This window comes from Rathayibacter sp. AY1H3 (assembly GCF_002932015.1).
On record NZ_PSUU01000003.1, the window covers coordinates 40,298 to 65,305 of the forward strand.

Here is a 25,008-nt window from a genome sequence, read left to right on the forward strand (position 1 = left end):
TGCGTGACGCACGGGGGCGCGCCTGTCGGCGGTCGCGCCTACCGTGGGGCGGGTGAGCACCTCCTCCGCCCCGTACCTCGCCCGGCCGATCGTCTCGACCCAGTGGCTCGCCGACCAGCTCGGCCGCGAGCACCTCGTCGTCGTCGACGCCAGCGTGCTGCTCGTGCCCGGCTTCGACGGGCGGCCCGGCTACCTCAGCGGCGACGAGCAGTACCTCCTCGAGGGGCATGTCCCCGGCGCCGTGTTCGGCGACCTGCTCGAGCAGCTGTCGGATCCGGCGGCTCCCCTGCCCTTCACGCGGCTCGACCCGGAGCGCTTCGCCGCCGCGACCGCCGCGCTCGGCATCGACGACGACTCGGTGGTCGTCGTGTACGACTCCGCGGTCGGCCAGTGGGCCTCGCGCGTGTGGTGGCTGCTGCGCTCGGCCGGGCACGACGCCGTCGCGGTGCTCGACGGCGGGCTCCCGGCCTGGCGGCGGGAGGAGCGCCCGATCGAGACGGGGCACGTCGAGCCCGCGGTGAGCGGAGGCATCAGCGTGCGCGAGGAGCGGCCGCTCTGGATCGACAAGGCCGGCGTCGAGAGGGTCGTGCGCGGCGAGGCTCCCGGGGCGCTGGTCTGCGCGGTCCCGCCGAAGGAGTTCACCGGGGAGGAGGGGCGCCGCCCCCGCCTCGGACACCTGCCGGGCTCGCGGAGCGTCCCCGCCGGGCGGCTCGTCGACCGCGCCGACAACACGCTCCTGCCGCCGGAGCGGCTGCGGTCGCTGTTCGGAGACGCTCTCCAGGCCGAGCGGATCGTCCTCTACTGCGGAGGCGGGATCGCCGCGACGGCCGATGCACTCGCACTGGCGGTGCTCGGAGTCCACACGGCGGTCGTCTACGACGGCTCGCTCAACGAGTGGGCCGCCGACCCCGCGGCGCCGCTGGTGGTCACGGCCGCGTGAGCAGCTCCTCCGGGAGGCGGGTCGTCGGCAGGGCGCAGACGAAGGCCTCGCAGGAGTAGGCGGTCGGCAGCCCCTCCCGCGAGATCCGCCCCTCGAACAGCTCGAAACCCGCGTCCGCCCAGTCCCGGGCGCCCTGGTCGGAGACGCCGACCAGCACGCCGATCCCGGCGGACCGGGCGCCCTGCACCGCCTCCGCCGCTCCGGGGCCCACGACGACCAGCTGCCGCACCGGGCGAGCCAGCCGCGAAGCGAGCCCGAGCACGGCGCCGAAGCCCATCGGCCGGCGGACCGCGCCCGGAGCGATCGAGGCGACGACCGCCTCGGCCGCCTCCCGGTAGCGCTGCGATCCGGTGAGCAGGTACAGCTCGTGCGCCGCGTCCGCAGTCGCCGACAGGCCGGAGGGGTAGGCGCCCTCGGAGGGGTCGGCCGCGAGCAGGAGTCCCCGCGCGGTCAGCGCCGGGTCTCCTCCCCCGGGCAGCGCGAACGGCAGCGGGCCGTCGGCCGCGTCGAGCGCGCCGTCGATCAGGGTGCGCGCCGCGACCGCGTAGCGCGGGCGGCCCTCCGCCAGGGCGAGCTCGAGGAGCCCGCCGGCCAGCATCCCGAGGTCCTCCAGCGCCGGGCGGGCCGCGGAGACGGCACCGTCGAGGGAGGCGCGCACCGTGACGCGGCCGTCGACGAGGTGCCGCTGCAGCACCGCGTCCGCCGCGCGCCGGGCGGCGTCGATCCACTCCTCCCGTCCGAACACGCGTCCGGCGCGGGCGAGCGCGCGGATCGCCAGGCCGTTCCAGCCGGTGACGACCTTCTCGTCGAGAGCGGGAGGCGCGAGGCGGGACCGGTCCTCGGCGAGGTAGTAGCCGCCCTCCGAGCGCTGGCCGTCGACGATGCTCTCCGAGTCCTGCGCCGATGCGAAGCCGCCGCCCGGCCGCTCGAGAGTGGTCAGGAGGAACGCGGCGACGCCCTCCGCGATCCCGGTCAGCTCCTCCACCCGGGCGCCGTCGTGCCCGAGCAGGACGGCCGCGACGTCCAGCAGCTGCGCGTTGTCGTACAGCATCCGCTCGTAGTGCGGATCGCTCCAGTCGGCCTGCGTCGCGTAGCGGAAGAAGCCCCCGTCGCGGTCGCGGAGAGGGGACGCGGCCAGCGCGAGCAGCGTGCGCTCGGCGAGCGCCGCTCCCGAGGGCCGCGAGGCCAGGAACCCGAGCACGGGGGCCACCGGGAACTTCGGGGCGCCGCCGAAGCCGCCGTGCACCCGGTCCTCCTCGTCCGCGAGTGCGCGGACGGCGCCGTCGAGCTCGGCGTCGCCGGGCAGTGCGGCATCGGCGGGCAGCGCCGCGGTCGCCTCGCGCAGGGCCGCGGCGAGGCCGCCCGCCGTCGCCTGCACCTCGTCGCGCCGCAGCCGCCACGCCTCCGAGACCGCGTCGAGGACGTCGGAGAAGGCGGGCACGCCGCCGACGGCGCGCGGCGGGAAGTAGGTGCCGGCGAAGAAGGTCTCGCCGGCGGGGGTGGCGAAGGCCGTCAGCGGCCAGCCGAGCTGCCGGGTGAACGCGCTCGCGGCCGTCAGGTAGGCCGTGTCGACGTCCGGGTGCTCCTCGCGGTCGACCTTCACCGCGACGAAGTCCGCGTTCAGCCGCGCGGCGAGCACCGGATCCGAGAACGACTCCCGCGCCATCACGTGGCACCAGTGGCAGGTGGAGTAGCCGATGGACACCATCACCGGGACGTCGCGGCGCACCGCCTCGGCGAACGCCTCCTCGCCCCAGGGGAACCAGTCGACCGGATTATCCGCGTGCGAGCGGAGGTAGGGGCTGACACTGGAGCGCAGACGATCGGCCATGCGCTCCACGCTAGACGCGGGCGGAGCCTGCGGTGAGGGGGTTGCCGCGGGTCGGAGGGTCAGGAGGTCCGCGGAGCGCCGACGTCCGCGGGTCTCCCCCGCCGTAGGGCCACCCGACCGCTCAGCGCTCGAAGAACCAGCCCGACGGCCGCTCCGTGCCGCGCACGACCGTGCCGCTTCCGCCGCTCCCGCCGCGACGGCCCACCGCCAGGTAGGCGAGGCTGCCGATGAACGGCGCGATCACGATGAACGCCACCCAGGAGACCTTCGCGACCTTCGAGAGCCTCGGGTTCGACAGCACGCCCCGGATCGCGAAGAGCAGCAGCACGATGTTCAGCACGACCAGCAGGGACTGCGGATTCATCGGGGTGCTCCACGGGATCGTGCGCCGCGGTCGACCGGCGCCGGAGCGCCCGACCGGGCAGGGTGGCCCGCGATGATTCACGAGACAGGGCATTGTCGCACGCGGCGTAGGATGGAGGGCTCATGTCAGACGTGCTCAGCATCCGCTACCCGCCCGAACTCCCCGTGTCGGCGCGGCGCGAGGACATCGCCGCCGCGATCCGCGACCACCAGGTGGTCATCGTCGCCGGCGCGACCGGATCGGGCAAGACGACCCAGCTGCCGAAGATCTGCCTGGAGCTCGGTCGCGAGAGCATCGCGCACACGCAGCCCCGGCGCATCGCCGCGCGCACCATCGCCGAGCGCATCGCGGAGGAGCTCGACGACGAGGTCGGCGGGCTGGTCGGCTACCAGGTCCGGTTCACCGACAAGGCGTCCGCCTCGACGCGGATCAAGCTGATGACCGACGGCATCCTGCTCAATGAGATGAACCACGACCGGATGCTCAGCCGGTACGACACGATCATCATCGACGAGGCGCACGAGCGCAGCCTCAACATCGACTTCCTCCTGGGCTACCTGCACCGCCTGCTGCCGCAGCGCCCCGACCTGAAGGTGATCATCACCTCGGCGACGATCGACCCGCAGAGCTTCGCGGCCCACTTCGCCGACGCCGCCGGCGAGCCCGCGCCGATCATCGAGGTCTCCGGCCGCACCTACCCGGTCGAGATCCGCTACCGCCCGCTGGTCGCCGAGGAGCCGGAGGAGGACGACGACACCGACGTCCCCGACGCGACGAGCGGCAGCCGCGACCTGATGACCGGCATCGCCGACGCCCTGGCCGAGCTGGCGCGCGAGGATCCGGGCGACGTCCTGGTGTTCCTCTCGGGCGAGAACGAGATCCGCGACGCCGAGGACGCCATCCGGGGCCGGAATCTGCCGGGCACCGAGGTGCTCCCCCTCTACGGGCGCCTGTCGGCGGCCGATCAGCACCGCGTCTTCGAGAAGGGGCGCACCCCCGGCGTCCGCCGTCGTGTCGTGCTCGCGACCAACGTGGCGGAGACGAGTCTCACCGTCCCCGGGATCCGCTACGTGATCGACGGCGGCACGGCCCGCATCTCGCGCTACAGCGCGCGCTCGAAGGTGCAGCGGCTGCCGATCGAGGCGGTGTCGCAGGCCTCCGCGAACCAGCGCTCCGGCCGCTCGGGCCGCACCAGCGCGGGCATCGCGATCCGCCTCTACTCCGAGGAGGACTACCTCCGCCGCCCCGAGTACACCGATCCCGAGATCCTGCGCACGGGCCTGGCCGCGGTCATCCTGCAGATGATCTCGCTCGGACTGGGCGACATCGCGTCGTTCCCGTTCCTCACTCCGCCCGACTCCCGCGGCATCAAGGACGGCCTCGACCTGCTCACGGAGCTCGGCGCCCTCCGCGTCCCCGGCTCCCCCTCCGCCGCCTCCGCCGCGCCGCGAGACGCCGCTCCGGTGCGCGGCACGCCGCCGAGCGCGCACTCGAGCGGCGTCCCGCGCAAGGGGGCGGAGGCCGCGCCGCAGCTCACGCGCATCGGGCGCGACCTCGCGCGGCTCCCCATCGATCCGCGCTTCGGCCGGATGGTGATCGAGTCGCGCCGCCACGGCGTCAGCCGCGAGGTGATGGCGATCGTCGCGGGCCTCACGATCCAGGACGTCCGCGAGCGCCCTCTCGAGCGCCGCGCGCAGGCCGACCAGCAGCACGCGCGCTTCGTCGATCCCACCAGCGACTTCCTCACCCTGCTGAACCTCTGGAACTACGTGGAGGAGAAGCAGGAGGAGCTCTCCTCGAGCGCCTTCCGGCGCCTGTGCAAGGCCGAGTACCTCAACTACCTGCGCGTGCGCGAGTGGCAGGACGTGTTCCGCCAGCTGCGCCAGCTCGCGCGCCCCCTCAAGCTCGAGCTGGGCGAGCCGAAGGTCGACCCCGACGGGATCCACCGGAGCCTCCTGGCCGGCCTGCTCTCGCACCTGGGCATCAAGGACACCACCTCGCAGCAGGCGCAGCGCGCGGCGAAGAGCCGCGAGCGCCAGAACGTGCAGTACATCGGCGCCCGCAACGCGAAGTTCTCGATCTTCCCCGGCAGTGCCCTGGCCAAGAAGCTCCCCGACGCGGTGATGAGCGCCGAGCTGGTCGAGACCAGCCGCCTCTTCGCCCGCTCGAACGCCGCGATCGATCCGGCCTGGGCCGAGGCGATCGCGGGCGACCTCGTCAAGCGGCAGTTCAGCGAGCCGCACTGGGAGAAGTCGCAGGGCGCGGCCGTCGCCTACGAGAAGGTCACGCTCTACGGCGTGCCGATCATCGCCCGCCGCCGCGTCCAGTTCTCGCGGATCGACGCCTCGTACGCCCGCGAGCTGTTCATCCGGCACGCCCTCGTCGAGGGCGAGTGGGAGTCGCGCCACGCCTTCGACCGCAAGAACCGGGCCCTGCGGGCCGAGCTCGAGCGGCTGGAGGAGCGCACGCGCCGCCGCGACCTGCTCGTCGACGACGAGGCCGTGTTCGACTTCTACGACCGCCGGCTCCCCCGCGACATCACCTCGGTGCGCTCGTTCGACTCCTGGTGGCGGACGACCCAGCACGACGAGCCCGACCTGCTGACGATGACGCAGGAGACGCTCCTCCCCGAGGACGCGGAGCAGATCGACGAGACCGCGTTCCCCACGCAGTGGCGCCAGGCCGACCAGCGCTTCCGCCTCTCGTACCGGTTCGAGCCGGGGACGGAGGAGGACGGAGTGACGGTGCACGTGCCGCTCGCCCTCCTGCCCCGCGTGACGCCCCTCGGCTTCGACTGGCTGGTGCCGGGGCTCCGGGCCGAGCTGGTCACCGCGATGATCAAGGCGCTGCCCAAGCACCTGCGCCGGAACGTGGTGCCCGCGAACGACTGGGCGCGCAAGCTCACCGCGTCCCTGTCGCACGACGTGCCGAAGCCGCCGACGGAGTCGTTCGCGGCGACCCTGGCCGGAGCGATCCGCCGCGAGGCCGGCGTGGTGGTGCAGCCCGAGGACTTCGACCTCGAGCGCATCCCCTCGCACCTGCGGGTCACCTTCGCCGTCGCCGACGAGCGGGGGCGCACGGTCGCCGCCGGCAAGGAGCTCGCCCCGCTGGCCGAGCGCCTGCGCGGCCGGGTCCGCGACGAGGTCGCCCGCGTGGTCGAGGCCCGGGTCCCCGACGCGCTCGAGCGCCGGGGCCTGAAGACCTGGGACATGCCGGAGCTGCCCCGCGTCACCGACACTCGGCAGGGCGGGAACACCATCCGCGCCTACCCCGCCCTGATCGACGACGGCGACTCGGTCTCGATCCGCCTGCTCGCCACGGCCGAGGACCAGGCGCGCGAGCACCCGAGAGGCGTCCGCCGCCTCCTCCTGCTCGCGACGCCGAGCCCCGTCGCCTACGTGCAGCAGCACCTCACCTCGAACGAGAAGCTCGTGCTCGCGCAGAGCCCGTACCAGAACACGACCGCGCTCTTCACCGACTGCCTGCTCGCCTGCGTCGACGCGGTCCTCTGGCGGATGAAGCCCGACGGGATGCTCTTCCTCCGCGCCGAGTTCGACGCCGTGCGCGACCGGGTCTCGGCGAGCGTCATGGACGCGATGTTCGAGACCGTGAAGACGGTCACGACGATCCTCACCACCGCCCGGGGCGTCGAGAAGGCGCTCAAGGCCTCGACGAGCATGGCGCTCCTGCCCGCCCTCACGGATGCGCGGGAGCAGCTCTCGGGCCTGGTCTACCCGGGCTTCGTCTCGGCGACCGGAGTGGAGCGGCTGCGGCACCTCCCGCGCTACCTCGGCGGGATCACCGAGCGCTTCGGAAAGATCGCCGAGAACGTCGGGCGCGACCGCGTCTGGCTGAACGAGGTGCAGGCGGCCCAGGAGCTCTACCGCTCGGCAGGCGGCGTCGTGCCGCTGCCCGCGCACGCCCCGGAGCGGATCGCGCGCGCCCGCTGGATGATCGAGGAGCTGCGGGTGAGCTTCTTCGCGCAGTCGCTCGGCACCGCCGAGAGCGTGTCGCTGCAGCGGATCCGCAAGGTGCTGGCCGGCTGACGCGCCCCTCCGCCGAGGGAACCGCGACCCGTCGAGGGACCCTCGGGCAGCGGTCTCCCTCGACGAACCGCAGTCTCCTCCGGAGCGCTAGTGTCGTCCGGTGGGCAGCTACACCGATCTCCTGAAGACCCCCGGGGTGGGGCGCATCATCCTCGCGCAGCTGACCGCGCGCTTCCCGTTCGGGATGCTCTCGCTGGCGTTCCTCCTGCACGTGGAGCGGGTGCACCACTCCTACGCCGCCGCCGGCCTGGTGCTCGGCTCGATGTCGATCGGGCAGGCCATCGCCGGGCCGCTGACCAGCCGCCTGATGGGGCGGCTCGGGATGCGCCGCGTGCTGACGATCACCCTCGTGGTCTGCGCGGGCGCGATCATCGCGATGGCCGTGCTCCCGCTCGAGGTGTGGCAGTTCGTCGTGATCGGATTCATCGCCGGCCTGAGCATGCCGCCGGTGCAGCCGGCCGTGCGGACCATCTACCCCAAGATGGTCACCAGCTCGCAGCTGACCCCGCTCTTCTCGCTCGACGCCTCCGCGCAGGAGATCATCTGGGTGCTCGGCCCGGTGCTGGCGACGCTCGTGTCGATCCAGGTGTCGACGGTCGCGGGCATCCTGACCGCCGGCGCGTTCCTGATCGGCGGCGGGATCTGGTTCATCGCCTCGCCCGAGGTGGGCCGCGTCCGCATCCCGCGCTCGAAGCGCCGCCTCGGCGTGGTGCTCACGAAGCCCCCGGTGCTGCTGGCCACGGTCGTCGGCTTCCTCCTGATCGGCGCCTGCTCGGCGGTCGAGGCGGGCGTCGTCGCGGTGTTCGGCGAGGGCGGAGTCGAGTCGGGCGTCGTGCTCGCCGTGTTCGCGGCGGGCTCCCTGGTCGGCGGCCTCGCCCTCGGCCACATCCCGATCAGCCGGTGGGCGACCGCGCGGCGGATGCTGATCGTCACGGTCGGCATGGGTCTGGCGGCGGTCTCGACCGACTTCTGGTGGCTGTGCGTCACGCTGTTCCTCGCCGGCATCGGCATCGCCCCCGCTCTCGCGGCTCTGTTCGCGATCACCGCCTCGAGCGTGCGCTTCTCGGACACGGCGGAGGCCTACGGCTGGGTCGGCACCGGTCAGCTGATCGGCGCGGCGCTGGGCTCCGCGATCGCCGGCGTGCAGATCGACCAGGCCGGGCCGACCGCCGCCATCGTCGTCGCCGCCGCCTTCGCCCTGGTCGGCTTCCTGGTGCCCCTGCTCGGCCGCCGGTACCACCCGGATCTCCGCGGGCGCGACGCCAGCCCGCTCCCCGACACCGAGCCGGTCACCCTGCCCTCCTAGGCCGCCACCCCGGTTGTCCGGCGCCTGTCGGGCACCCTAGGGTGAAGGCCCACGACGGCGAGGGGGCGGCATGGGACTGCGGGAGGACGCGGAGGAGCTGGTGCGCGAGCACCGGCGCGCCGCCGCCCGGACCGACCTCCTCGACCCCTGGTCCGATCCGGAGACCCCGGAGTGGTGCACCGAGCTCGCCGCCGCGCTCTGGCAGGGGTCCTTCCGCCCGAGTCCCGTCTACTTCCGCCGCGAGGAGTCCTCGCACGCCTGGCGCGGCCCGCACTCGACCCGCCTGCACCACCTCGGCTACGGGTGGCAGCTCACCGCGCACCGCGAGCAGCACGGGGTCGTCGCCTCCGAGACGGCGGTGGTCCTCGAGACGGGCTCCCTCTGGCGCGGACTCGGCATCGGCCGGCGCCCCGTGCGCGCGCTCCGAGGCCGGCTCGCCGTCGAGGGCCTGCAGGCGGGCCACGACGTGCACTTCGCCGTGCGCGGCATCGACGAGCGCAGCGACGCGGAGCGCGCCGAGCGGCGCCTCCTCTTCGGGGTGGCCGGTCTCGCGGCGCTGATCGAGGACGACGTGCACGTGGGACCGCACGGCGAGCTCGACTGGAGCGTCTGAGGCGCATGCCAGCATGGGAGGCATGAGCGTCCCCCTGATCCCCCTCAACGACGGCCGCGCGATCCCCCAGCTCGGGCTCGGCGTCTACAAGATCGGCGACGAGGAGGCGGCCCGCACGGTCGCCGTCGCCCTGGAGGCCGGCTACCGGCACGTCGACACCGCCACCCTCTACGGCAACGAGCGCGGAGTCGGCGAGGGGATCCGCGCGAGCGGCCTCCCCCGCGAGCAGGTCTTCGTGACGACCAAGGTCTGGAACGACGACCACGGCTTCGACGAGACGCTCGCCGCCTTCGACCGGAGCCTCGAGCTGCTCGGCACCGACTACGTCGACCTCTACCTCGTGCACTGGCCGATCCCCTCGCGCGACCGCTACGTCGACACCTACCGCGCCCTCGAGCGCCTGCAGAGCGAGGGGCGGGCCCGCTCGATCGGCGTCTCGAACTTCGCCGAGGAGCACGTGCAGCGCCTGCTCGACGAGACGGGAGTGGTGCCGGCGATCAACCAGGTCGAGCTGCACCCGCGGCTGCCCCAGGAGGAGCTGCGCACCTTCGACGCCGCCCACGGGATCGTCACCGAGGCGTGGTCGCCGCTGGCCCGCGGGCGCCTCCTCGACGAGCCGGCCCTGGCCCGCGTCGCCGCGAAGCACGGCGTCTCGCCGGCGCAGGCGGTGCTGCGCTGGCACGTGCAGCTCGGCGTCGTCGTGATCCCGAAGTCGGTGACGCCGGAGCGGATCCGCGAGAACCTGGACGTCTTCGGCTTCGCCCTCGACGACGAGGACCTCGCCGCGATCGCCGGGCTCGCGACCGGTGAGCGCACCGGGCGCGACCCGCGCTTCGACTGAGGCTCCGGCGATGACGGCGGGCAGGGTCCTGCTCCTGCACGGCCTGGGCGGTTCGGGCCGCACCTGGTGGCGGCTGAGCCGCGAGCTGACCGCGGCGGGCTGGAGCGTCTCCGCTCCCGACCTGCGCGGACACGGCGACGGGCCGCGCGGCGGCTCCGCCCGCCACGACGCCTACGCCGACGACGCCCTCGCGCGGGGACCGTTCGACCTCGTCGTCGGGCACTCGCTCGGCGGAGCGGTCGCGGTGCGCGCCGCCGCCCGCGACTCCGGCTGGGCGGGGCGCCTGGCGCTGCTGGACCCGGTGCTCCGGCTCGCCCCGGAGCAGCGGGCCGCCGTCCGCGCGGGCGAGCTCGCCGGTCTCGCGGTCTCGGCCGAGGAGCTCGCTGTCGCGCAGCCGCTCTGGGACGAGCGGGACCGGGCCGAGAAGCTCGCCGCGGTGCGGGCCGCCGATCCGGCCGCGGTCGCCGCGACGATCGACGACAACGACCCGTGGGACCTGCTGGCGGACCTGCCGGGCCTCCGCCCGCCGGTCCTCGTGCTGGCCGGTGACCCGCAGGTCGAGACGCTGCTCCCTCCCTCCCTCGCCGCCCTGGTGCTGCGCGCGAATCCGCGCATCCGGTACGCGGTCGTGGCCGGCGCAGGTCACAGCCCCCACCGCGACCGTCCGGAGGAGACGCTCGCGATGCTCCGCGAGTGGGCCGAGAGCCCGGCGACGGCCTGATCCGCTCGCCGACCCGGTCCGTGTTTCGTGCGGATGAAATCTGGCAGGGGGGACTGGGCCGCACCGTTTCCTGTGAATACCCTCGCAGAGGACGCGATCCCCTCCCAGTCTTCGGGAGGTGCGCGTCGGGGCCGCCGACGCGGCGGCCCGTTCTCGAGGAGAGGGAGCCCCAGTGGCGCGAACCACCACGAACACCCCGAGCGGCCGCCGACGCCGCTCGCTGATCGGCTCGAGCGCGATGATCGGAGCGGGCGCCCTCGTCGCCGGCTTCGCCTTCGCGCCGACGGCGAGCGCCGTCGAGCCGGTCGACTTCGCCGACACCGTCACGGTCGACGGCATCATGACCCACCTGGAGGCGCTCCAGTCGATCGCGGACGCCAACGGCGGCACCCGCGCGATCGGCACCCCGGGCTACGAGCTGAGCGGCGAGTACGTGGAGAAGGTCCTCGCGGGCGCCGGCTACACGACGCAGCGCCAGGACTTCACCACCGCGACGCAGACGATCGACGCGTTCACGCTGACCACCGGGACCGGCGCCGTCGGCACCCCGATGGAGTTCACTCCGTCGACGCCCGAGGGCGGCGTGACCGGCGAGCTCATCGCCCCCGTCGATCCGCTGGGCTGCACCACGGACGCCTGGACCGGCCTCGACGCCACCGGGAAGGTCGCGCTCGTCAGCCGCGGCTCCTGCAGCTTCCTCGAGAAGTCGGTCGCCGCCGGTGCCGCCGGCGCCGCCGCGATCATCATCTACGACAACGCGCCGAGCGACGCCCTCAACGGGACGTTCGGCGGACAGGACGAGGCCGCCGTCCCCGGCGTCGGCGTCACGCAGGCCGAGGGTCAGGCGCTGCTGGCGTCGCTCCCCGCGAGCGTCTCGGTCCTCATCGACCAGACGACGACCGAGGTGGAGACCTTCAACATCGTCACGGAGACCCCGGGCGGCGACCACGACAACGTGGTCATGCTCGGCGCGCACCTCGACAGCGTGCCCGCCGGCCCCGGCATCAACGACAACGGCTCCGGATCCGCGACGCTGCTCGAGACGGCCGTGCAGCTGGCCGCCGCGGGCGACACGACCAACGCGGTCCGCTTCGCCTGGTGGGGCGCCGAGGAGGTGGGCCTGGTCGGCTCCTACACCTACGTCGACTCCCTGACGGAGGAGGACGCCTCGAAGATCGCGACCTACATGAACTTCGACATGGTCGCCTCGCCGAACTACGTGATCTCCGTCTACGACGCGGACCAGTCCACCTACGAGGCCCCCGTGGACGTGCCCGCCGGCTCGATCGCGACCGAGAAGGCGTTCACCGACTACTTCGACTCGATCGACCAGCCCTGGATCGACACCGCGTTCGACGGACGCAGCGACTACGACGGCTTCATCTCGGTCGGCATCCCGTCCTCGGGCGTCTTCACCGGCGCCGACGACGTCAAGACGGAGGAGGAGGTCGCGCTGTTCGGCGGCACCGCCGGCATCACGCACGACCCGAACTACCACTCCGCCGCCGATGACATCGACAACATCAACCAGGAGGCGCTCGGCATCACGTCGAAGGCCATCGCCTTCGTGACCGCCTCGTTCGCCGCGGACACCTCCGCGATCGACGCCGAGAAGGACCCGACCACGCCGACCCCGACGCCGGAGCCCACCGTGGCCCCGACCGCCGAGCCGACCGTCGCTCCGACCGCGCAGCCGACCGTCGCCCCGACGACCGCGCCCACCACCGCACCGACGGCCGCTCCCACTCCGAGCAGCACGCCGACCGCCGTGGCCCCGCACCCCGGCGGCCGCCCGCCCCTGGCCTCGACGGGCGCCGACATCGGCCTGCCGCTGGGCCTCGGCGGACTGCTGATCGCGGGCGGCGTCGGCGGGCTCCTGCTCGCCGCGCTGCGCCGCCGGAGCGCCGAGCGCGGCTAGCCGCCACCGCCCCGGAGCCGTCCGGCCGTCGCTCCGCGACGACCGGGCGGCTCCGTCGTTCCGCCCTGAGGGAACCCCGGACCGTCGAGCTGCGGCGGGTCCCTTCGACGGTCGGGGGCTCCCTCACGTCCGACAGGACTTCCGGCGGCCGGGGGACACGGTGTTCACTGGGCGCATGCGAGCCATCTGGAAGGGCGCGATCACCTTCGGCCTGGTCAACGTGCCGGTGAAGATCTACAGCGCGACCGAGGACCACGACATCCCGCTGCACCAGGTCCACGACAAGGACGGCGGACGGATCCGGTATCAGCGCAAGTGCGAGATCTGCGGCGAGGTCGTCACCTTCGACCACATCGACAAGGCCTACGACGACGGCGAGCGCACCGTGGTCCTGTCCAAGGACGAGCTCAAGGCGCTGCCGGAGGAGCGCGACCGCGAGATCGACGTCGTGCAGTTCGTGCCCAGCGAGCAGGTCGACCCGATCATGTTCGACCGCGCCTACATCCTGGAGCCCGACTCCTCCTCCCCCAAGGCCTACGTCCTGCTGCGCCGCACCCTCGAGCAGACGGACCGCACCGCGATCGTCGAGTTCGCGCTGCGGCAGAAGACCCGCCTCGCCGCGCTGCGCGTGCGCGGCAAGCTCCTGATGCTGCAGACCCTGCTCTGGGCGGACGAGGTGCGGGAGGTCGAGTTCCCGTCGCTGGAGGGCAGCACCCGGATCGCGGCGCGCGAGCTCGAGATGTCGGCGCACCTGGTCGACTCCTACTCCGAGGACTTCGACGCCGCGAAGTTCCACGACGCGTACCAGGAGGAGCTGCGCACGCTGATCGACGCCAAGATCGAGCAGGGCGACGCCCTCGACACCGCCGCGACCTTCGGCGAGGCGCAGGAGGAGGAGGGCGGCGGCGAGGTGCTCGACCTGATGGAGGCGCTGAAGCGCTCGGTCGAGCGCAGCCGCGGGGCGAAGGGCGCGCCGGCGGAGGAGGCCTCTGCCGAGAAGAAGGCCGCGACGAAGCCTGCCCCGAAGAAGGCGGCGAAGGCTCCGGCGACGACCGCCGCGAAGAAGAAGCCCGCGGCGAAGAGAGCCGACCCGGAGAAGGGCGCCGACGCGCCTGCGAAGAAGCGGACCCCGAAGAAGACCGCGGCGGCGGAGAAGGCGGCGTCCTAGCCCCGCCGGATGCGGAGGGTCGGGGTCGGACGGAGCCTCAGGCCCGCTCGGCCGCCCGGTCGGGCTCGTCGGCCGCGTCCAGCTCGTCCACGTCGTCGAGGTCGACCGCGACCGAGCTGACCAGCGCGAGCAGCGCCTCCGCGTAGGCGTTCTCGGCCGCCGCGTCCTCGAAGGTCCGCACCCGGCCGCCGAGCTCGACCTCGACGGCGAACCGCGTCTCCGGCTCGGCGAGGCGACGGAGGGAGCGGAAGGTCCCGCGGAGGAGCTCGCGCAGCTGGTCCTCCCGCGGCAGCCAGAGCGAGTCCTCCAGGGAGACGGAGTCGAGCGCCCATTCCGTGGTGCCGTTGAAGCCGAGGACGGTCCCGCTCGGGTACTCGTGCGCCTCGATGGTCATGTCGCTGACGGTGAAGACGTCGCCGTCGAAGCCCTCCCGCTCGATGCGGAAGCGGTCACCGGTGCGGGGCGTCCAGCGCACGCCCGCCGTGCGCAGGGCACGGGCCAGCTCGAAGGAGATCATCCGACGAGTGTGGCCCGCGAAGCCGCGAACGCGCCGCGAGCGGCACCCGCGCGCCCCGATGTCGGTGGATGAGTTTACGTTCATGAAACGTCCGGTTCACAGGCCGGGCACCCGCACTGCATAGCGTGACCATGCGTGCCCCTTCCGGGGGTGCGCTGGCCGCGCCGCGCGGCGACGACGCTGCGACCGCTCTTCCGAGCGGCGATCGAGAGGACCACCATGCCCGACTCTCCCACCCCGCCCGACCGCCGCCGGAGGCGCGGGCTCGGCCTGGCGGCCCTGACCGGACTGGCCCTGGCGGCCGCTCCGCTGGTCGCGACCTCCGCCGCGGCCGCGCCCTCGGGCGACGAGCTCGTCATCAGCGAGGTCTTCGCCCGCGGAGGCTCCGCCGGTGCCGCGTTCAGCAACCGCTACGTGGAGCTCTACAACCCCACCGCCGCCGAGATCGCCCTCGGCGGCCTCTCGATCCAGTACCGCTCGGCGACCGGCACCGCGAACCCCACCACGACCGTGCCGCTCACCGGCTCGGTGCCCGCCGGCGGCCACTTCCTGCTCGCCGGCGCCAGCAACGGCACCAACGGCGCGGCCCTGCCGACGCCCGACCAGAGCGCGAACGGCCTCAACATGGCCGCCGCGGGCGGCACCCTCTTCCTCGTCGACGGGACCTCGGCGCTCGTGGCGCCGCCCACCGGCGCCGCCGCCCAGCCGGACGCGGTGATCGACCTCGTCGGCTACGGCACCTCGAACACCTTCGAGTCGTCCGTCGCCACGGTGCCCTCCCTCACCCAGACGATCGCCCGCGCGGACACCGCCACCGGCGACACCGACGTCAACTCGGCCGACTTCGCGCTCGGCGCACCGACCCCGCAGGCCGCGGGCGGAGGATCCGAGCCCGAGCCCACCTCGCCGCCGACGACGACCCCGCCGACCACTCCCCCGACGACCCCTCCGGCCGAGATCCCGGCCGTCTCCATCGCGGAGATCCAGGGCACCGGCGACGCGTCGCCGCTCGTCGGCAGCACCGTCACCACCTCCGGCGTCGTCACCGCGCGCTACCCGTCCGGCGGCTACAGCGGCTACGTCGTCCAGACCCCCGGCACCGGCGGCGAGAGCTCGCGCACGGCCTCCGACGCCGTCTTCGTCTTCTCCTCCGCCTCCGTCGGGTCGGTCGCGATCGGCGACCACCTGCGCATCACCGGCGAGGTGAGCGAGTACAACGGCCTGACCGAGCTCACCCCGACCTCGGCCGCGACCGTCGTGAAGCTCGACGGCGCCGCCGCAGCGCCGGTCCCGGCCGCTGTCGCGCTCCCCCGCACCGCCGCCGAGCGCGAGGTGCTCGAGAGCATGCTGATCGCTCCGCAGGGCGCCTACACGGTCACCGACACCTTCGACCTGAACAGCTTCGGCTCGGTCGGCCTCGCCGCCGGCACGTCCCCGCTGCTCACGCCGACCGAGGTCGCCCGCCCCGGCTCGCCGGAGCTCGCGGCCGTCGTCGCCGACAACGCCGCCCGCGCGATCACCCTCGACGACGGCGCCTCGATCAACTTCCTCGGCGCCGCCGCGAACAAGGCGATCCCGCTGCCCTACCTCACCACCACCGCGCCGATCCGCGTGGGTGCTCCGGCGACCTTCACCCGCCCCGTCGTCCTCGACTACCGCAACGGCGGCTGGGCCTTCCAGCCCACCACGCAGCTGACCGTCGAGAACGCCGGCGACGTGCAGCCCGCGACCTTCGCGAACACCCGGACCGCGAAGCCCGAGGCCGTCGGCGGCGACCTCTCGATCGCGTCCTTCAACGTGCTCAACTACTTCTCCACCACCGGCGACTCGATCACCGGCTGCACCTTCTACACCGACCGCGACGGCGACCCCGTCACGGTCAACAGCGGCTGCGACGCCCGCGGAGCGGCGAACGCCGATGACCTCGAGCGCCAGCAGGCCAAGATCGTGACCGCGATCAACACCCTCGGCGCGGGCGTCGTCTCGCTCGAGGAGATCGAGAACTCGGCCAAGTTCGGCAAGCCGCGCGACGAGGCCCTCGCCCTCCTGACCGCCGCGCTGAACACGGCGGCCGGCTCCGAGGTCTGGGCCTACGTCCCCTCCCCCGCAGCGCTCCCCGCGCTCGCGGACGAGGACGTCATCCGCACCGCCTTCATCTACAAGAAGGCCGTCATCGAGCCGGTCGGCGAGTCCGTCGTGCTCAACGACACGGTGAACTTCTCGAACGCCCGCAAGCCCCTCGCCCAGGAGTTCCGCCTTCTCGGCGACAGCGCCAGCGAGTTCGTCGCGATCGTGAACCACTTCAAGTCGAAGGGCTCCGGATCCGGCGCCGACGCCGACCAGGGCGACGGCCAGGGCGCCTCGAACGCCTCGCGCGTGAAGCAGGCGACCGCACTCGTCGCCTTCGCCGACCGCCTCCGCACCGAGAAGGCCACCGAGCTCGTCTACCTGCTGGGCGACTTCAACGCCTACTCGAAGGAGGACCCGGTGAAGGTGATCACCGACGCCGGCTACATCGACCAGGGCGCGAAGGACGGCAAGTACTCGTACTCGTTCGACGGCGCGGTCGGCTCGCTCGACCACGTCTTCGCCTCGCCCGCGGCCGACAGGACGGTCACCGGTGTCGACACCTGGAACATCAACAGCGGCGAGTCCGTGGCACTGGAGTACAGCCGCTACGACTACAACGCGACGATCTTCTACGACACCTCGGCGTACCGCTCCAGCGACCACGACCCGGTCGTCGTCGGCCTCGACCTGCCCGAGACCCGGACGGACCCGGAGCCCGAGCCCGTCACGGTCATCGACGTCGCGACCACCGCCTCCACCAAGCGCCTCGCCGTCGTGCGGACGCTGACGGTGTCGGCGGTGAACAACGGCGACGAGACGGTCTCGATCGAGATCACGACGGCGTACGGCAGCAAGACGAAGAAGACGGTCAAGCCCGGCCAGTCGTTCACGGTGAAGACCGTGACCGTCTTCAAGCCCATCAAGGCCGGCACGGCGACCATCGAGGTCACCGCGCCCGACGGCACCGAGCGCGTCTACAAGCAGGCGTACCGCGGCGCCTGATCCCGCGCGACCCCTGACCTCGACGAGCTCCGGCTCCTAGAGTTCGGGGATGCCCGAGGGAGACAGTGTGCACCGTCTCGCCGCCCGCCTCAGGCGGGCGGCGGACGGTCGCACCGTCCTCGAGGGCGAGCTGCGCTCCGGGGACGCGGCCGGCGACTCCCTCGCCGGGCTGAGGATCCTCGAGCACGACACCCACGGCAAGCACCTCCTCACCCGCTTCTCCGGCGGAACGACCCTGCACACCCACCTGCGGATGCAGGGCTCCTGGACCGTGACCGCTCCCGGCCGAGCGGTCCCCCGCTCGGTGCAGAAGGACGTCCGCGTCCGCCTCCGCCTCGACGACGACTCGACCGTGTGGGGCATCGACCTCCCGGTCGTCGAGCTCCTCGCCACCCGCGACGAGCCGCGCGCCGTCGGGCACCTCGGGCCCGACCCGCTCCGCGCGGACTGGGACGCCGACGAGGCCGTCCGGCGCCTCTCCCGCCTCCCGGACCGGCCCGTCGTCGCCGCACTCCTCGACCAGCGCTGCCTCGCGGGTCTCGGCAACCTCTGGGCCAACGAGGTCTGCTTCCTCCGCGGGGTCTGGCCCTGGCGGCCGATCGGCTCCCTCGACGTCCGCGCCCTCGTGGCGACCGCGGCGAGAGGCCTCCGCGCCTCCGTCACGATCCCGGGGATGTTCCAGACCACCACCGGTGACACCCGCCGCGGCGAGCGGCACTGGGTCGCGGGGCGCGCCGGGCGCCCGTGCCTGCGCTGCGGCACGACGGTGCTCGTCCGCGACGAGGTCCGCGACGACCCCGAGCAGCGCCGCACCTGGTGGTGCCCGCACTGCCAGCCGGAGCAGGCGGCCGCCCCCTGAGCCCGCGTACCGCCGCCTGAAGCCCGCGTACCGCTGCCGACGGCCCGTGCGTAGGCTGGCCGCATGACGAACGAGTGGGGAACTCCGGATCCGTCCGCCCGGCGAGACCGGTCCGCGGAGGTCGTCCCGGCGGCCGCCTCCGGCGAGGAGGTGGAGACCGCCCGCGTCGAGGACGCCGAGCGCGCGCTCGCTGTGCGCGAGGTCAAGCGGCGCCGCGACTTCCTGGGATCGGTCGGCGGATGGGCGAGCGTCTCGGCGATCACGACCGCCGTCTGGGTCGGCACAGGGGCCGACGGCTACTTCTGGCCGATCTGGCCGATGATCGGGATCGGGATCGGCGTCGTCGGCCAGGCCGCGTCGATCTGGGGTCCCGCCCGCAAGGAGATCACCGAGGCGGACATCGCCGCCGAGATGCAGCGCCGGGAGAAGCGCGGCCGCTGATCAGTCCAGGCGGCCGACCGAGGTGACGCGGACGACGGCCGCACCCTGCTCGTCCGACTCGGCGAGGTCGACGGTCGCCGAGATCCCCCAGTCGTGGTCGCCGGCCGGATCGTCGAGGATCTGCCGCACGAGCCACTGCGTCGGCTCCTCCGTGACGAGCAGCATCTTCGGCCCCCGGGCGTCGGGCCCGATGCCGATGCTGTCGTGCTCGTCGTAGTAGTCGTCCAGCGCGGCGCCCCACGCGTCGGCGTCGAAGTCGGCGGCGGCGTCGAGCTCGCCGAGCGCCTCGTGGTCGTCGAGGGCGGCGAGGGTCACCCGGCGGAACATCTCGTTGCGCACCAGCACGCGGAAGGCGCGGTGGTTCGCGGTGAGGCGGCGCGGAGCGGGCGGCACGATCGCCTGGTCCGCCGCGTGGAGCGCCGGATTGACCAGCTCCTCCCACTCGTCGACCAGCGAGGAGTCGACCTGGCGCACGAGCTCGCCCAGCCACTCGATCAGGTCGTGCAGCTCCTCGTTCTTCAGCTCGTCGGGGATGGTCTGCCGGGCCGCGCGGAACGCGTCGGACAGGTAGCGCAGCACCAGTCCCTCCGAGCGGGAGAGCTTGTAGAACGCGGTGTACTCGCCGAAGGACATCGCCCGCTCGTACATGTCGCGCACGACCGACTTCGGCGAGAGCTCGAAGTCCTTCACCCACGGCTGCGCGGCGGTGTAGGTCTCGAAGGTCGCCTCGAGGAGCTCCTCGAGCGGCTTGGGGTGCGTGACGGACTCGAGCAGCTCCATCCGCTCCTCGTACTCGATCCCCTCGGCCTTCATCGCGGCGACCGCCTCGCCGCGGGCCTGGAACTGCTGGGCCCCCAGGATCGGGCGCGGGTCGTCGAGGGTCGCCTCGAGCACCGAGATCACGTCGAGCGCGAAGCTCGGCGACTCCGGGTCGAGAACGTCGAACACGGCCAGCGCGAACGGCGAGAGCGGCTGGTTGAGCGCGAAGTTCGGCTGCAGGTCGACGGTCAGGCGGATGCGGGTCACACCGTCGGCGCCGACGCTCTGCTCGACCACGCCCGCCTCCCGCAGCGTCCGGTAGATGCCGAGCGCCCGGCGGGCGAGCTGCAGCTGCCGCTTCCACGGCTCGTGGTTGTCGAAGATCAGGGCGTGCACGTTCGCGTAGGCGTCGCCGCCGCGGGCGATCACGTTCAGCAGCATCGCCGACGTGATCGTCATGTGCGAGGTCAGCGTCTCGGGCTCGGCGTCGACGAGCTTGCGGAAGCTCGGCTCGCCCCAGCTGACGAAGCCCTGCGGCGCGCGCTTGGCGACCCACTTCCTCCGCTTCTTCGGGTCGTCGCCCATCTTGTCGAGAGCCTTCCGGTTCTCGGACTCGTGCTCGGGGGCCTGCACGACCACGGTCCCGGCGGTGTCGTACCCCGCGCGACCGGCGCGGCCGGCGATCTGGTGGAACTCGCGGGCCGAGAGCTGGCGGGTCCGGGTGCCGTCGTACTTGGTCAGCGCGGTGAGCAGCACGGTGCGGATCGGGACGTTGATGCCGACGCCGAGGGTGTCCGTGCCGCAGATCACGCGCAGCATGCCCTGCTGGGCGAGCTGCTCGACCAGGCGGCGGTACTTCGGCAGCATGCCCGCGTGGTGCACGCCGATCCCCAGCCGGAGCAGCCGGGAGAGGGTCTTGCCGAACGCGGTGGTGAAGCGGAAGCCGCCGATCACCTCGGCGATGCGGTCGCGGTGCTCGCGGGTGGCGATGTTCGCGCTGGTGAGCGCCTGCGCACGCTCGAGAGCGGCCGCCTGCGAGAAGTGCACGACGTAGACCGGCGACTGGTTCGTCGAGAGCAGCTCCTCGATGGAGTCGTGGATCGGCGCGATCTCGTAGAAGTAGTGCAGCGGCACCGGGCGCTCCACGCCGGTGATCCGGGCGGTCTCCCGGCCCGTACGGCGGCTGAGGTCGGCGGCGAGCGCCGTCACGTCGCCGAGGGTGGCCGACATCAGCACGAACTGCACGTGAGGGAGGGTGAGCAGCGGCACCTGCCAGGCCCAGCCGCGCGCCGGGTCCGCGTAGAAGTGGAACTCGTCCATCACGACCTGGTCGACCGGGGTGTCCTCGCCGTGCCGGAGCGCGAGGTTCGCGAGGATCTCGGCCGTGCAGCAGATGATCGGCGCGTCGGCGTTCACCGAGGAGTCGCCGGTGACCATCCCGACGTTGGAGGCGCCGAAGACGTCGACCAGCGCGAAGAACTTCTCGGAGACGAGCGCCTTGATCGGTGCCGTGTAGAAGCTGCGGCGCCCGGAGGCGAGCGCCGCGGCGTGCGCGCCGATCGCGACGAGCGACTTGCCGGTGCCGGTGGGCGTCGAGAGGATCAGGTTGGAGCCGGAGGCGATCTCGAGCATGGACTCGTCCTGCGCCGGGTAGAGCGGGAGGCCGCGCGACTCCGCCCACTCGGTGAAGGCCAGGTAGACCGCGTCGTCGTCGACGCGCCCGTCCGCGTCGGGCGTCGGCATCCGGTCGAGCAGCGTCGAGGTCATCCCCCCATCCTCCCAGCCCGCGGCCCGTCGCTCGGGTGCGATCCGTCACGGACGGCCCGGGCGCCCTCGCCTCACGGGCCGCGGGTGACGGATCGGTCCGCCGGAGCGAGGGCCCCGTCGACGAGTCCGACGACGCGGTCCGCGTCGGCCAGCACGGCGGGGTCGTGCGAGACGCAGACCACGGTCGCGCCGCGGTCCGCCTCCGCGCGCAGGACCGACCGGATCCGCTCCGCACTCGCTGAATCGAGACCGGTGGTGGGCTCGTCCAGGAGCAGCAGGCCGGCCCCGCGGGCGAGCCCCTGGGCGAGGAGCGCCCGCTGCCGCTGACCGCCGGAGAGCACCGCGAAGGGCTCCCGGGCGAGCGCGGCGATCTCCATCCGCTCGAGCGCGGCGGCGATCGCGTCCGCCGCGCGCGCGTCGCTGCGGCGGAGGCGGCCGAGCCGACCCCAGGTGCCCACCGCGACCACGTCGCGCACCGTCACCGGGAGGAGGTCCGGGATCGACGCCCGCTGCGGCACGAAGGCGATCGCTCCGGTGACGTCCCGCGTGCCGGACGTCAGTGGACGCACTCCCGCGATCACCTCCAGGAGCGTCGACTTGCCGGCGCCGTTCGGCCCGGCGATCACGGTCAGCGAGCGCGCGGCGACGTCGAGATCCACCCCCGCGAGAGCGCGGCGGGAGCCGAAGTCGACGTGAGCGCCTCGGAGGCGGACCGGGGGCTCGGGCAGGGGTGAGACGTCCATCCCGACGAGCGTACAGGAGTGATAACTGTTCTCATTATCGTGTACGGTCGGGCACCATGCCCAGCCTCCTCGCCGGAATCCTCGAGCCGTTCGCTCTCGACTTCCTCCAGCGCGCCCTCCTCGGCGGCGTCCTCGTCGCGGTCCTCTGCGGCGTCGTCGGCACCTGGGTGGTCCTCCGCGGGATGGCCTTCCTCGGCGAGGCGCTCGCCCACGGGATGCTCCCCGGCGTCGCCCTCGCGACGGTGCTCGGCGCGCCCGTCCTCGTGGGCGGCGCAGCCAGCGCGGTGCTGATGAGCCTCGGCATCGCGGCCCTGCAGCGGCGCGGACGACTGTCCTACGACACCAGCATCGGCCTGCTCTTCGTCGCCATGCTGGCGCTGGGGGTCATCGTGATCTCGCACTCGGGCAGCTTCGCCACGGACGCGACCTCGATCCTCTTCGGCGACATCCTCGCGATCACCCCCGTCGACATCGGGCTGCTCGCCGCCGCCGCCGGAGCCGGCCTCCTCGTCGCAGCGGCCTTCCACCGCCCGCTCGTCGCCCTGGCGCTGGATCCGCGCATAGCCGCGGTGCTCGGCCTCGGTCCGCGCTCGGCTCAGGCCGTGCTGGTCGGCCTGGTGACCCTCGCCGTCGTCGCCTCCTACCAGGCGGTCGGCTCGCTCCTCGTCGTCGGGCTCCTTCTGGCTCCCGCGGTGGCCGCCGGGCACTGGACCACCCGCATCCCGACCCGGATGCTGCTCGCGTCGATCCTCGGCGCGGCCTCCGTACTCGTCGGCCTGCTCGTCTCCTGGCACCAGGCCACGGCCGCGGGCGCCTCGGTCGCCGGCACGGCCATCGCGGTCGCCGCGGTGTCCTGGGCGGTCCGCTCGGCCGCGTCGGCCCTCGCGTCCCGGTCGGGCCCTCAGCCGGTCGCCGCATGAGGCCCTGCCGGCACCGCTCCTCCCCCGCTCACCCTCGAAAGGACTCCGTGCACTCCCGAACCACCGCCTCCACCGTCCTCCTGGGCGCTCTCGCGCTGGGCCTGGCCGCCTGCTCGACCGATGCCTCCGCGCCGGCCGCGGACGACACGGGTTCCGGCCACGGCGCCGTCGCGAACGCCGCCGAGCTCGCCGAGCCGCGCCTGGGGCTGACGTCGATCGACCCGTCGGGCGCCGTGTCGCACCTCGACCTCCTCGACGAGACGGTCACCGGCCTCGGCACCATCGGCGCACCCAGCGCGATGACGACCGACGGCCGCTACCTCTTCGCCCAGACCGATGCGGGCGTCGAGATCGTCGACAGCGGCGTGTGGACCTGGGACCACGTGGACCACTTCCACTACTACCGCGCGGACCCCCGCCTGATCGGCACGGTCGAGGGCTCCGGGACGGCCGTCGTCGCCACGACGAACCTCTCGACCACCGGCGGAACCGGACTCTTCTTCCCCGACTCCGGCGAGGCGGTCCTCCTCGACACCGAGGCGCTGTCGAAGGGCGCGATCGTCGAGCGGTTCCGGAAGGACGTCGAGCCCGGACCCGGGATGGTCGTGCCCGTCGGCTCGTCCGCACTGGTGACCGAGGGGTCCGGATCCGGAGCGGCCGTCGCCGGCTACGACTCGGACGGCGAGCCGACGGGCCTCCGCGAGGCCTGCCCCGACCCCGCCGGGACGATCACCACCCGCGTCGGCGCCGTCATCGGCTGCTCCGACGGCGCACTCCTGGCGTCGATCGAGGACGAGGAGCTCATCGTCGAGCGGATCCCCTACCCCGCCGGCACCACCGCGCCACCCGCCGCCTCCTTCGACAACCGCGAGGGCCGCCCCACGGTCGCCGGCCTCGCCGGGGACGCGGGCATCTGGCTCCTCGACACCCGGGAGCGCTCCTGGAGCCTCCTCCCCTCTCCCGCCCCGCTGGCGCAGGTCACCGCGGTGGACGACGCGGACGAGACCGTCCTCGCCCTCGCCGCCGACGGCCGCGTGCTGGTGCTCGACGGCTCCGACGGCGCGGTCCTCGCCGAGACCGCGCCCCTCGTCGCCGACACGACCGCGGACGGCTCGCGGCCCGTCCTGATCGCCGACCAGCAGCGGGCCTACCTCAGCGCGCCCGCCGAGCGGAAGCTGCACGAGATCGACTACGCGGACGGCGCGCGCCTCGCCCGCACCTTCGAGACCGCCACCGAGCCGGCCTTCACGGCGGAGACGGGCCGGTGAGGCGCCGCTGGGCCGTCGCGTCCGCCGCGGCGGTCCTGCTCCTGTCGGGCTGCACGTCCGCGGAGGAGGACGAGAGGCCCCTCGTCATCGTCTCCACCAACATCCTCGGCGACGTCGTGGGCGAGCTCGTCGGCGACGAGGCGCAGGTCGTCACGCTGATGAAGCCCGACGCCGACCCGCACTCCTTCGAGATCTCGGCGCAGGAGGCGGCGCGCCTGCGCTCCGCCGACCTCGTCGTCTCGAACGGGCTCGGACTCGAAGAGGGCCTGCAGCAGCACCTCGACGAGGCCTCCGGTGAGGACGTCCCCGCGTTCGTCGCCGGCGACGCCGTCGACGTCCTCGACTACATCGAGGGCGACGCGGAGGGGAGCCCGGACTCGCACTTCTGGACGGACCCCGGCCGGATGATCGACGTCGTCGACTCCCTCGGGCCCGTGCTCGCCGCGCTCGACGGCGTCGATCCGGCCGCCGTCCGGGACCGGACGGTCGGCTACCGCGCCGAGCTCGAGCGGCTCGACTCCGAGATGGCCGCGGCGTTCGCCGCGATCCCCGCCGAGCGCCGCGCCCTCGTCACCAACCACCACGTCTTCGGGTACCTTGCCGACCGCTTCGACTTCGACGTCGTCGGCGCCGTCATCCCGGGAGGCACGACCCTCGCGGCGCCGTCCGCCTCCGACCTCGCCGATCTCGTCGACGCGGTCGAGCAGACCGGCGTCCCCACGATCTTCGCGGAGTCCTCGTCTCCCGACCGCCTGGTCCAGGCGCTGGCGAGCGAGGCCGACATCCGCGTGGAGGTGGTCGAGCTGTTCACGGAGTCCCTGACGGGGCCCGAGGGCGGCGCTCCCGACTACCTCGCCATGATGCGCGTCAACACGCAGCGCATCGCCACCGGGCTCTCCCCGTGAGCCCTCCGA

The 25,008-nt window shown here is 73.3% G+C and carries 19 protein-coding genes; 14 read left to right on the forward strand and 5 right to left on the reverse strand.

The window, feature by feature from the left end; genetic code table 11:
• Positions 1-52: 52 nt before the first annotated feature.
• The gene (locus C5C33_RS02525; RefSeq protein ID WP_146076544.1) at positions 53-940 is read left to right on the forward strand and encodes a sulfurtransferase; all 888 of its coding nucleotides are present in this window, start codon (positions 53-55) and stop codon (positions 938-940) included.
• Here C5C33_RS02525 and C5C33_RS02530 read toward each other — a convergent pair.
• Positions 927-2,771: a thioredoxin domain-containing protein gene (locus C5C33_RS02530; RefSeq protein WP_104260324.1), complete on the reverse strand. Its 1,845-nt coding sequence runs from the start codon at positions 2,769-2,771 to the stop codon at positions 927-929. The genes C5C33_RS02525 and C5C33_RS02530 overlap by 14 nt on opposite strands.
• Positions 2,772-2,892: 121 nt before the next feature.
• On the reverse strand, positions 2,893-3,135 hold the full coding sequence (locus C5C33_RS02535; RefSeq protein WP_159939582.1) for a PLDc N-terminal domain-containing protein: 243 nt from the start codon (positions 3,133-3,135) through the stop codon (positions 2,893-2,895).
• A 122-nt stretch (positions 3,136-3,257) separates the two neighbouring features.
• On the opposite strand from C5C33_RS02535, the gene hrpA reads away from it, so the two are divergent.
• From hrpA to C5C33_RS02570, 7 genes are all read left to right on the forward strand, one after another.
• Positions 3,258-7,181 (forward strand): ATP-dependent RNA helicase HrpA, encoded by a 3,924-nt coding sequence (hrpA, locus tag C5C33_RS02540; RefSeq protein ID WP_104260326.1) that lies wholly within the window; start codon positions 3,258-3,260, stop codon positions 7,179-7,181.
• Between the two features lie 100 nt (positions 7,182-7,281).
• Positions 7,282-8,487 carry an MFS transporter gene (locus tag C5C33_RS02545; RefSeq protein WP_104260327.1) on the forward strand — a complete coding sequence of 402 codons (1,206 nt, stop codon included), beginning with the start codon at positions 7,282-7,284 and terminating at the stop codon, positions 8,485-8,487.
• A 70-nt stretch (positions 8,488-8,557) separates the two neighbouring features.
• Positions 8,558-9,100, forward strand: coding sequence for a hypothetical protein (locus C5C33_RS02550; RefSeq protein WP_104260328.1), 543 nt, complete (start codon positions 8,558-8,560; stop codon positions 9,098-9,100).
• Between the two features lie 22 nt (positions 9,101-9,122).
• On the forward strand, positions 9,123-9,941 hold the full coding sequence (locus tag C5C33_RS02555; protein WP_104260329.1) for an aldo/keto reductase: 819 nt from the start codon (positions 9,123-9,125) through the stop codon (positions 9,939-9,941).
• Between the two features lie 10 nt (positions 9,942-9,951).
• The gene (locus C5C33_RS02560) at positions 9,952-10,662 is read left to right on the forward strand and encodes an alpha/beta fold hydrolase (protein ID WP_104260330.1); all 711 of its coding nucleotides are present in this window, start codon (positions 9,952-9,954) and stop codon (positions 10,660-10,662) included.
• 172 nt (positions 10,663-10,834) lie between these two features.
• The gene (locus C5C33_RS02565) at positions 10,835-12,580 is read left to right on the forward strand and encodes a M28 family peptidase (protein ID WP_104260331.1); all 1,746 of its coding nucleotides are present in this window, start codon (positions 10,835-10,837) and stop codon (positions 12,578-12,580) included.
• Between the two features lie 175 nt (positions 12,581-12,755).
• Complete coding sequence (locus C5C33_RS02570) at positions 12,756-13,748, forward strand: Ku protein (protein WP_104260332.1); 993 nt, start codon at positions 12,756-12,758, stop codon at positions 13,746-13,748.
• A 37-nt stretch (positions 13,749-13,785) separates the two neighbouring features.
• On the opposite strand, the gene C5C33_RS02575 is transcribed toward C5C33_RS02570, so the two are convergent.
• Positions 13,786-14,265, reverse strand: a complete 480-nt coding sequence (locus C5C33_RS02575; RefSeq protein ID WP_258069163.1) for a pilus assembly protein CpaE — start codon at positions 14,263-14,265, stop codon at positions 13,786-13,788.
• Positions 14,266-14,484: 219 nt separating this feature from the next.
• On the opposite strand from C5C33_RS02575, the gene C5C33_RS02580 reads away from it, so the two are divergent.
• The 3 genes from C5C33_RS02580 (at position 14,485) to C5C33_RS02590 (ending at position 18,637) form a co-directional block, all read left to right on the forward strand.
• Entirely contained in the window at positions 14,485-17,337 is a 2,853-nt protein-coding gene (locus C5C33_RS02580; RefSeq protein WP_104260369.1) for an ExeM/NucH family extracellular endonuclease, read from the forward strand.
• A gap of 49 nt (positions 17,338-17,386) precedes the next feature.
• Positions 17,387-18,196, forward strand: coding sequence for a DNA-formamidopyrimidine glycosylase family protein (locus C5C33_RS02585; RefSeq protein WP_104260333.1), 810 nt, complete (start codon positions 17,387-17,389; stop codon positions 18,194-18,196).
• Positions 18,197-18,259: 63 nt separating this feature from the next.
• On the forward strand, positions 18,260-18,637 hold the full coding sequence (locus C5C33_RS02590) for a 2TM domain-containing protein (protein ID WP_104222259.1): 378 nt from the start codon (positions 18,260-18,262) through the stop codon (positions 18,635-18,637).
• On the opposite strand, the gene C5C33_RS02595 is transcribed toward C5C33_RS02590, so the two are convergent.
• Together C5C33_RS02595 and aztA are read right to left on the reverse strand one after the other, a co-directional pair.
• Positions 18,638-21,163, reverse strand: a complete 2,526-nt coding sequence (locus C5C33_RS02595; RefSeq protein WP_104260334.1) for an RNA helicase — start codon at positions 21,161-21,163, stop codon at positions 18,638-18,640.
• A gap of 71 nt (positions 21,164-21,234) precedes the next feature.
• Positions 21,235-21,906, reverse strand: a complete 672-nt coding sequence (gene aztA / locus C5C33_RS02600) for a zinc ABC transporter ATP-binding protein AztA (protein WP_104260335.1) — start codon at positions 21,904-21,906, stop codon at positions 21,235-21,237.
• A 56-nt stretch (positions 21,907-21,962) separates the two neighbouring features.
• On the opposite strand from aztA, the gene aztB reads away from it, so the two are divergent.
• The 3 genes from aztB to aztC are packed head-to-tail and all read left to right on the forward strand — an operon-like array spanning position 21,963 to position 24,999.
• Positions 21,963-22,826 (forward strand): zinc ABC transporter permease AztB, encoded by an 864-nt coding sequence (aztB, locus tag C5C33_RS02605; RefSeq protein ID WP_104260336.1) that lies wholly within the window; start codon positions 21,963-21,965, stop codon positions 22,824-22,826.
• 47 nt (positions 22,827-22,873) lie between these two features.
• Positions 22,874-24,094: an ABC transporter gene (locus C5C33_RS02610; protein ID WP_104250618.1), complete on the forward strand. Its 1,221-nt coding sequence runs from the start codon at positions 22,874-22,876 to the stop codon at positions 24,092-24,094.
• On the forward strand, positions 24,091-24,999 hold the full coding sequence (aztC, locus tag C5C33_RS02615; RefSeq protein ID WP_104260337.1) for a zinc ABC transporter substrate-binding protein AztC: 909 nt from the start codon (positions 24,091-24,093) through the stop codon (positions 24,997-24,999). Before C5C33_RS02610 ends, aztC begins: the two co-directional genes overlap by 4 nt.
• Positions 25,000-25,008: the final 9 nt, after the last annotated feature.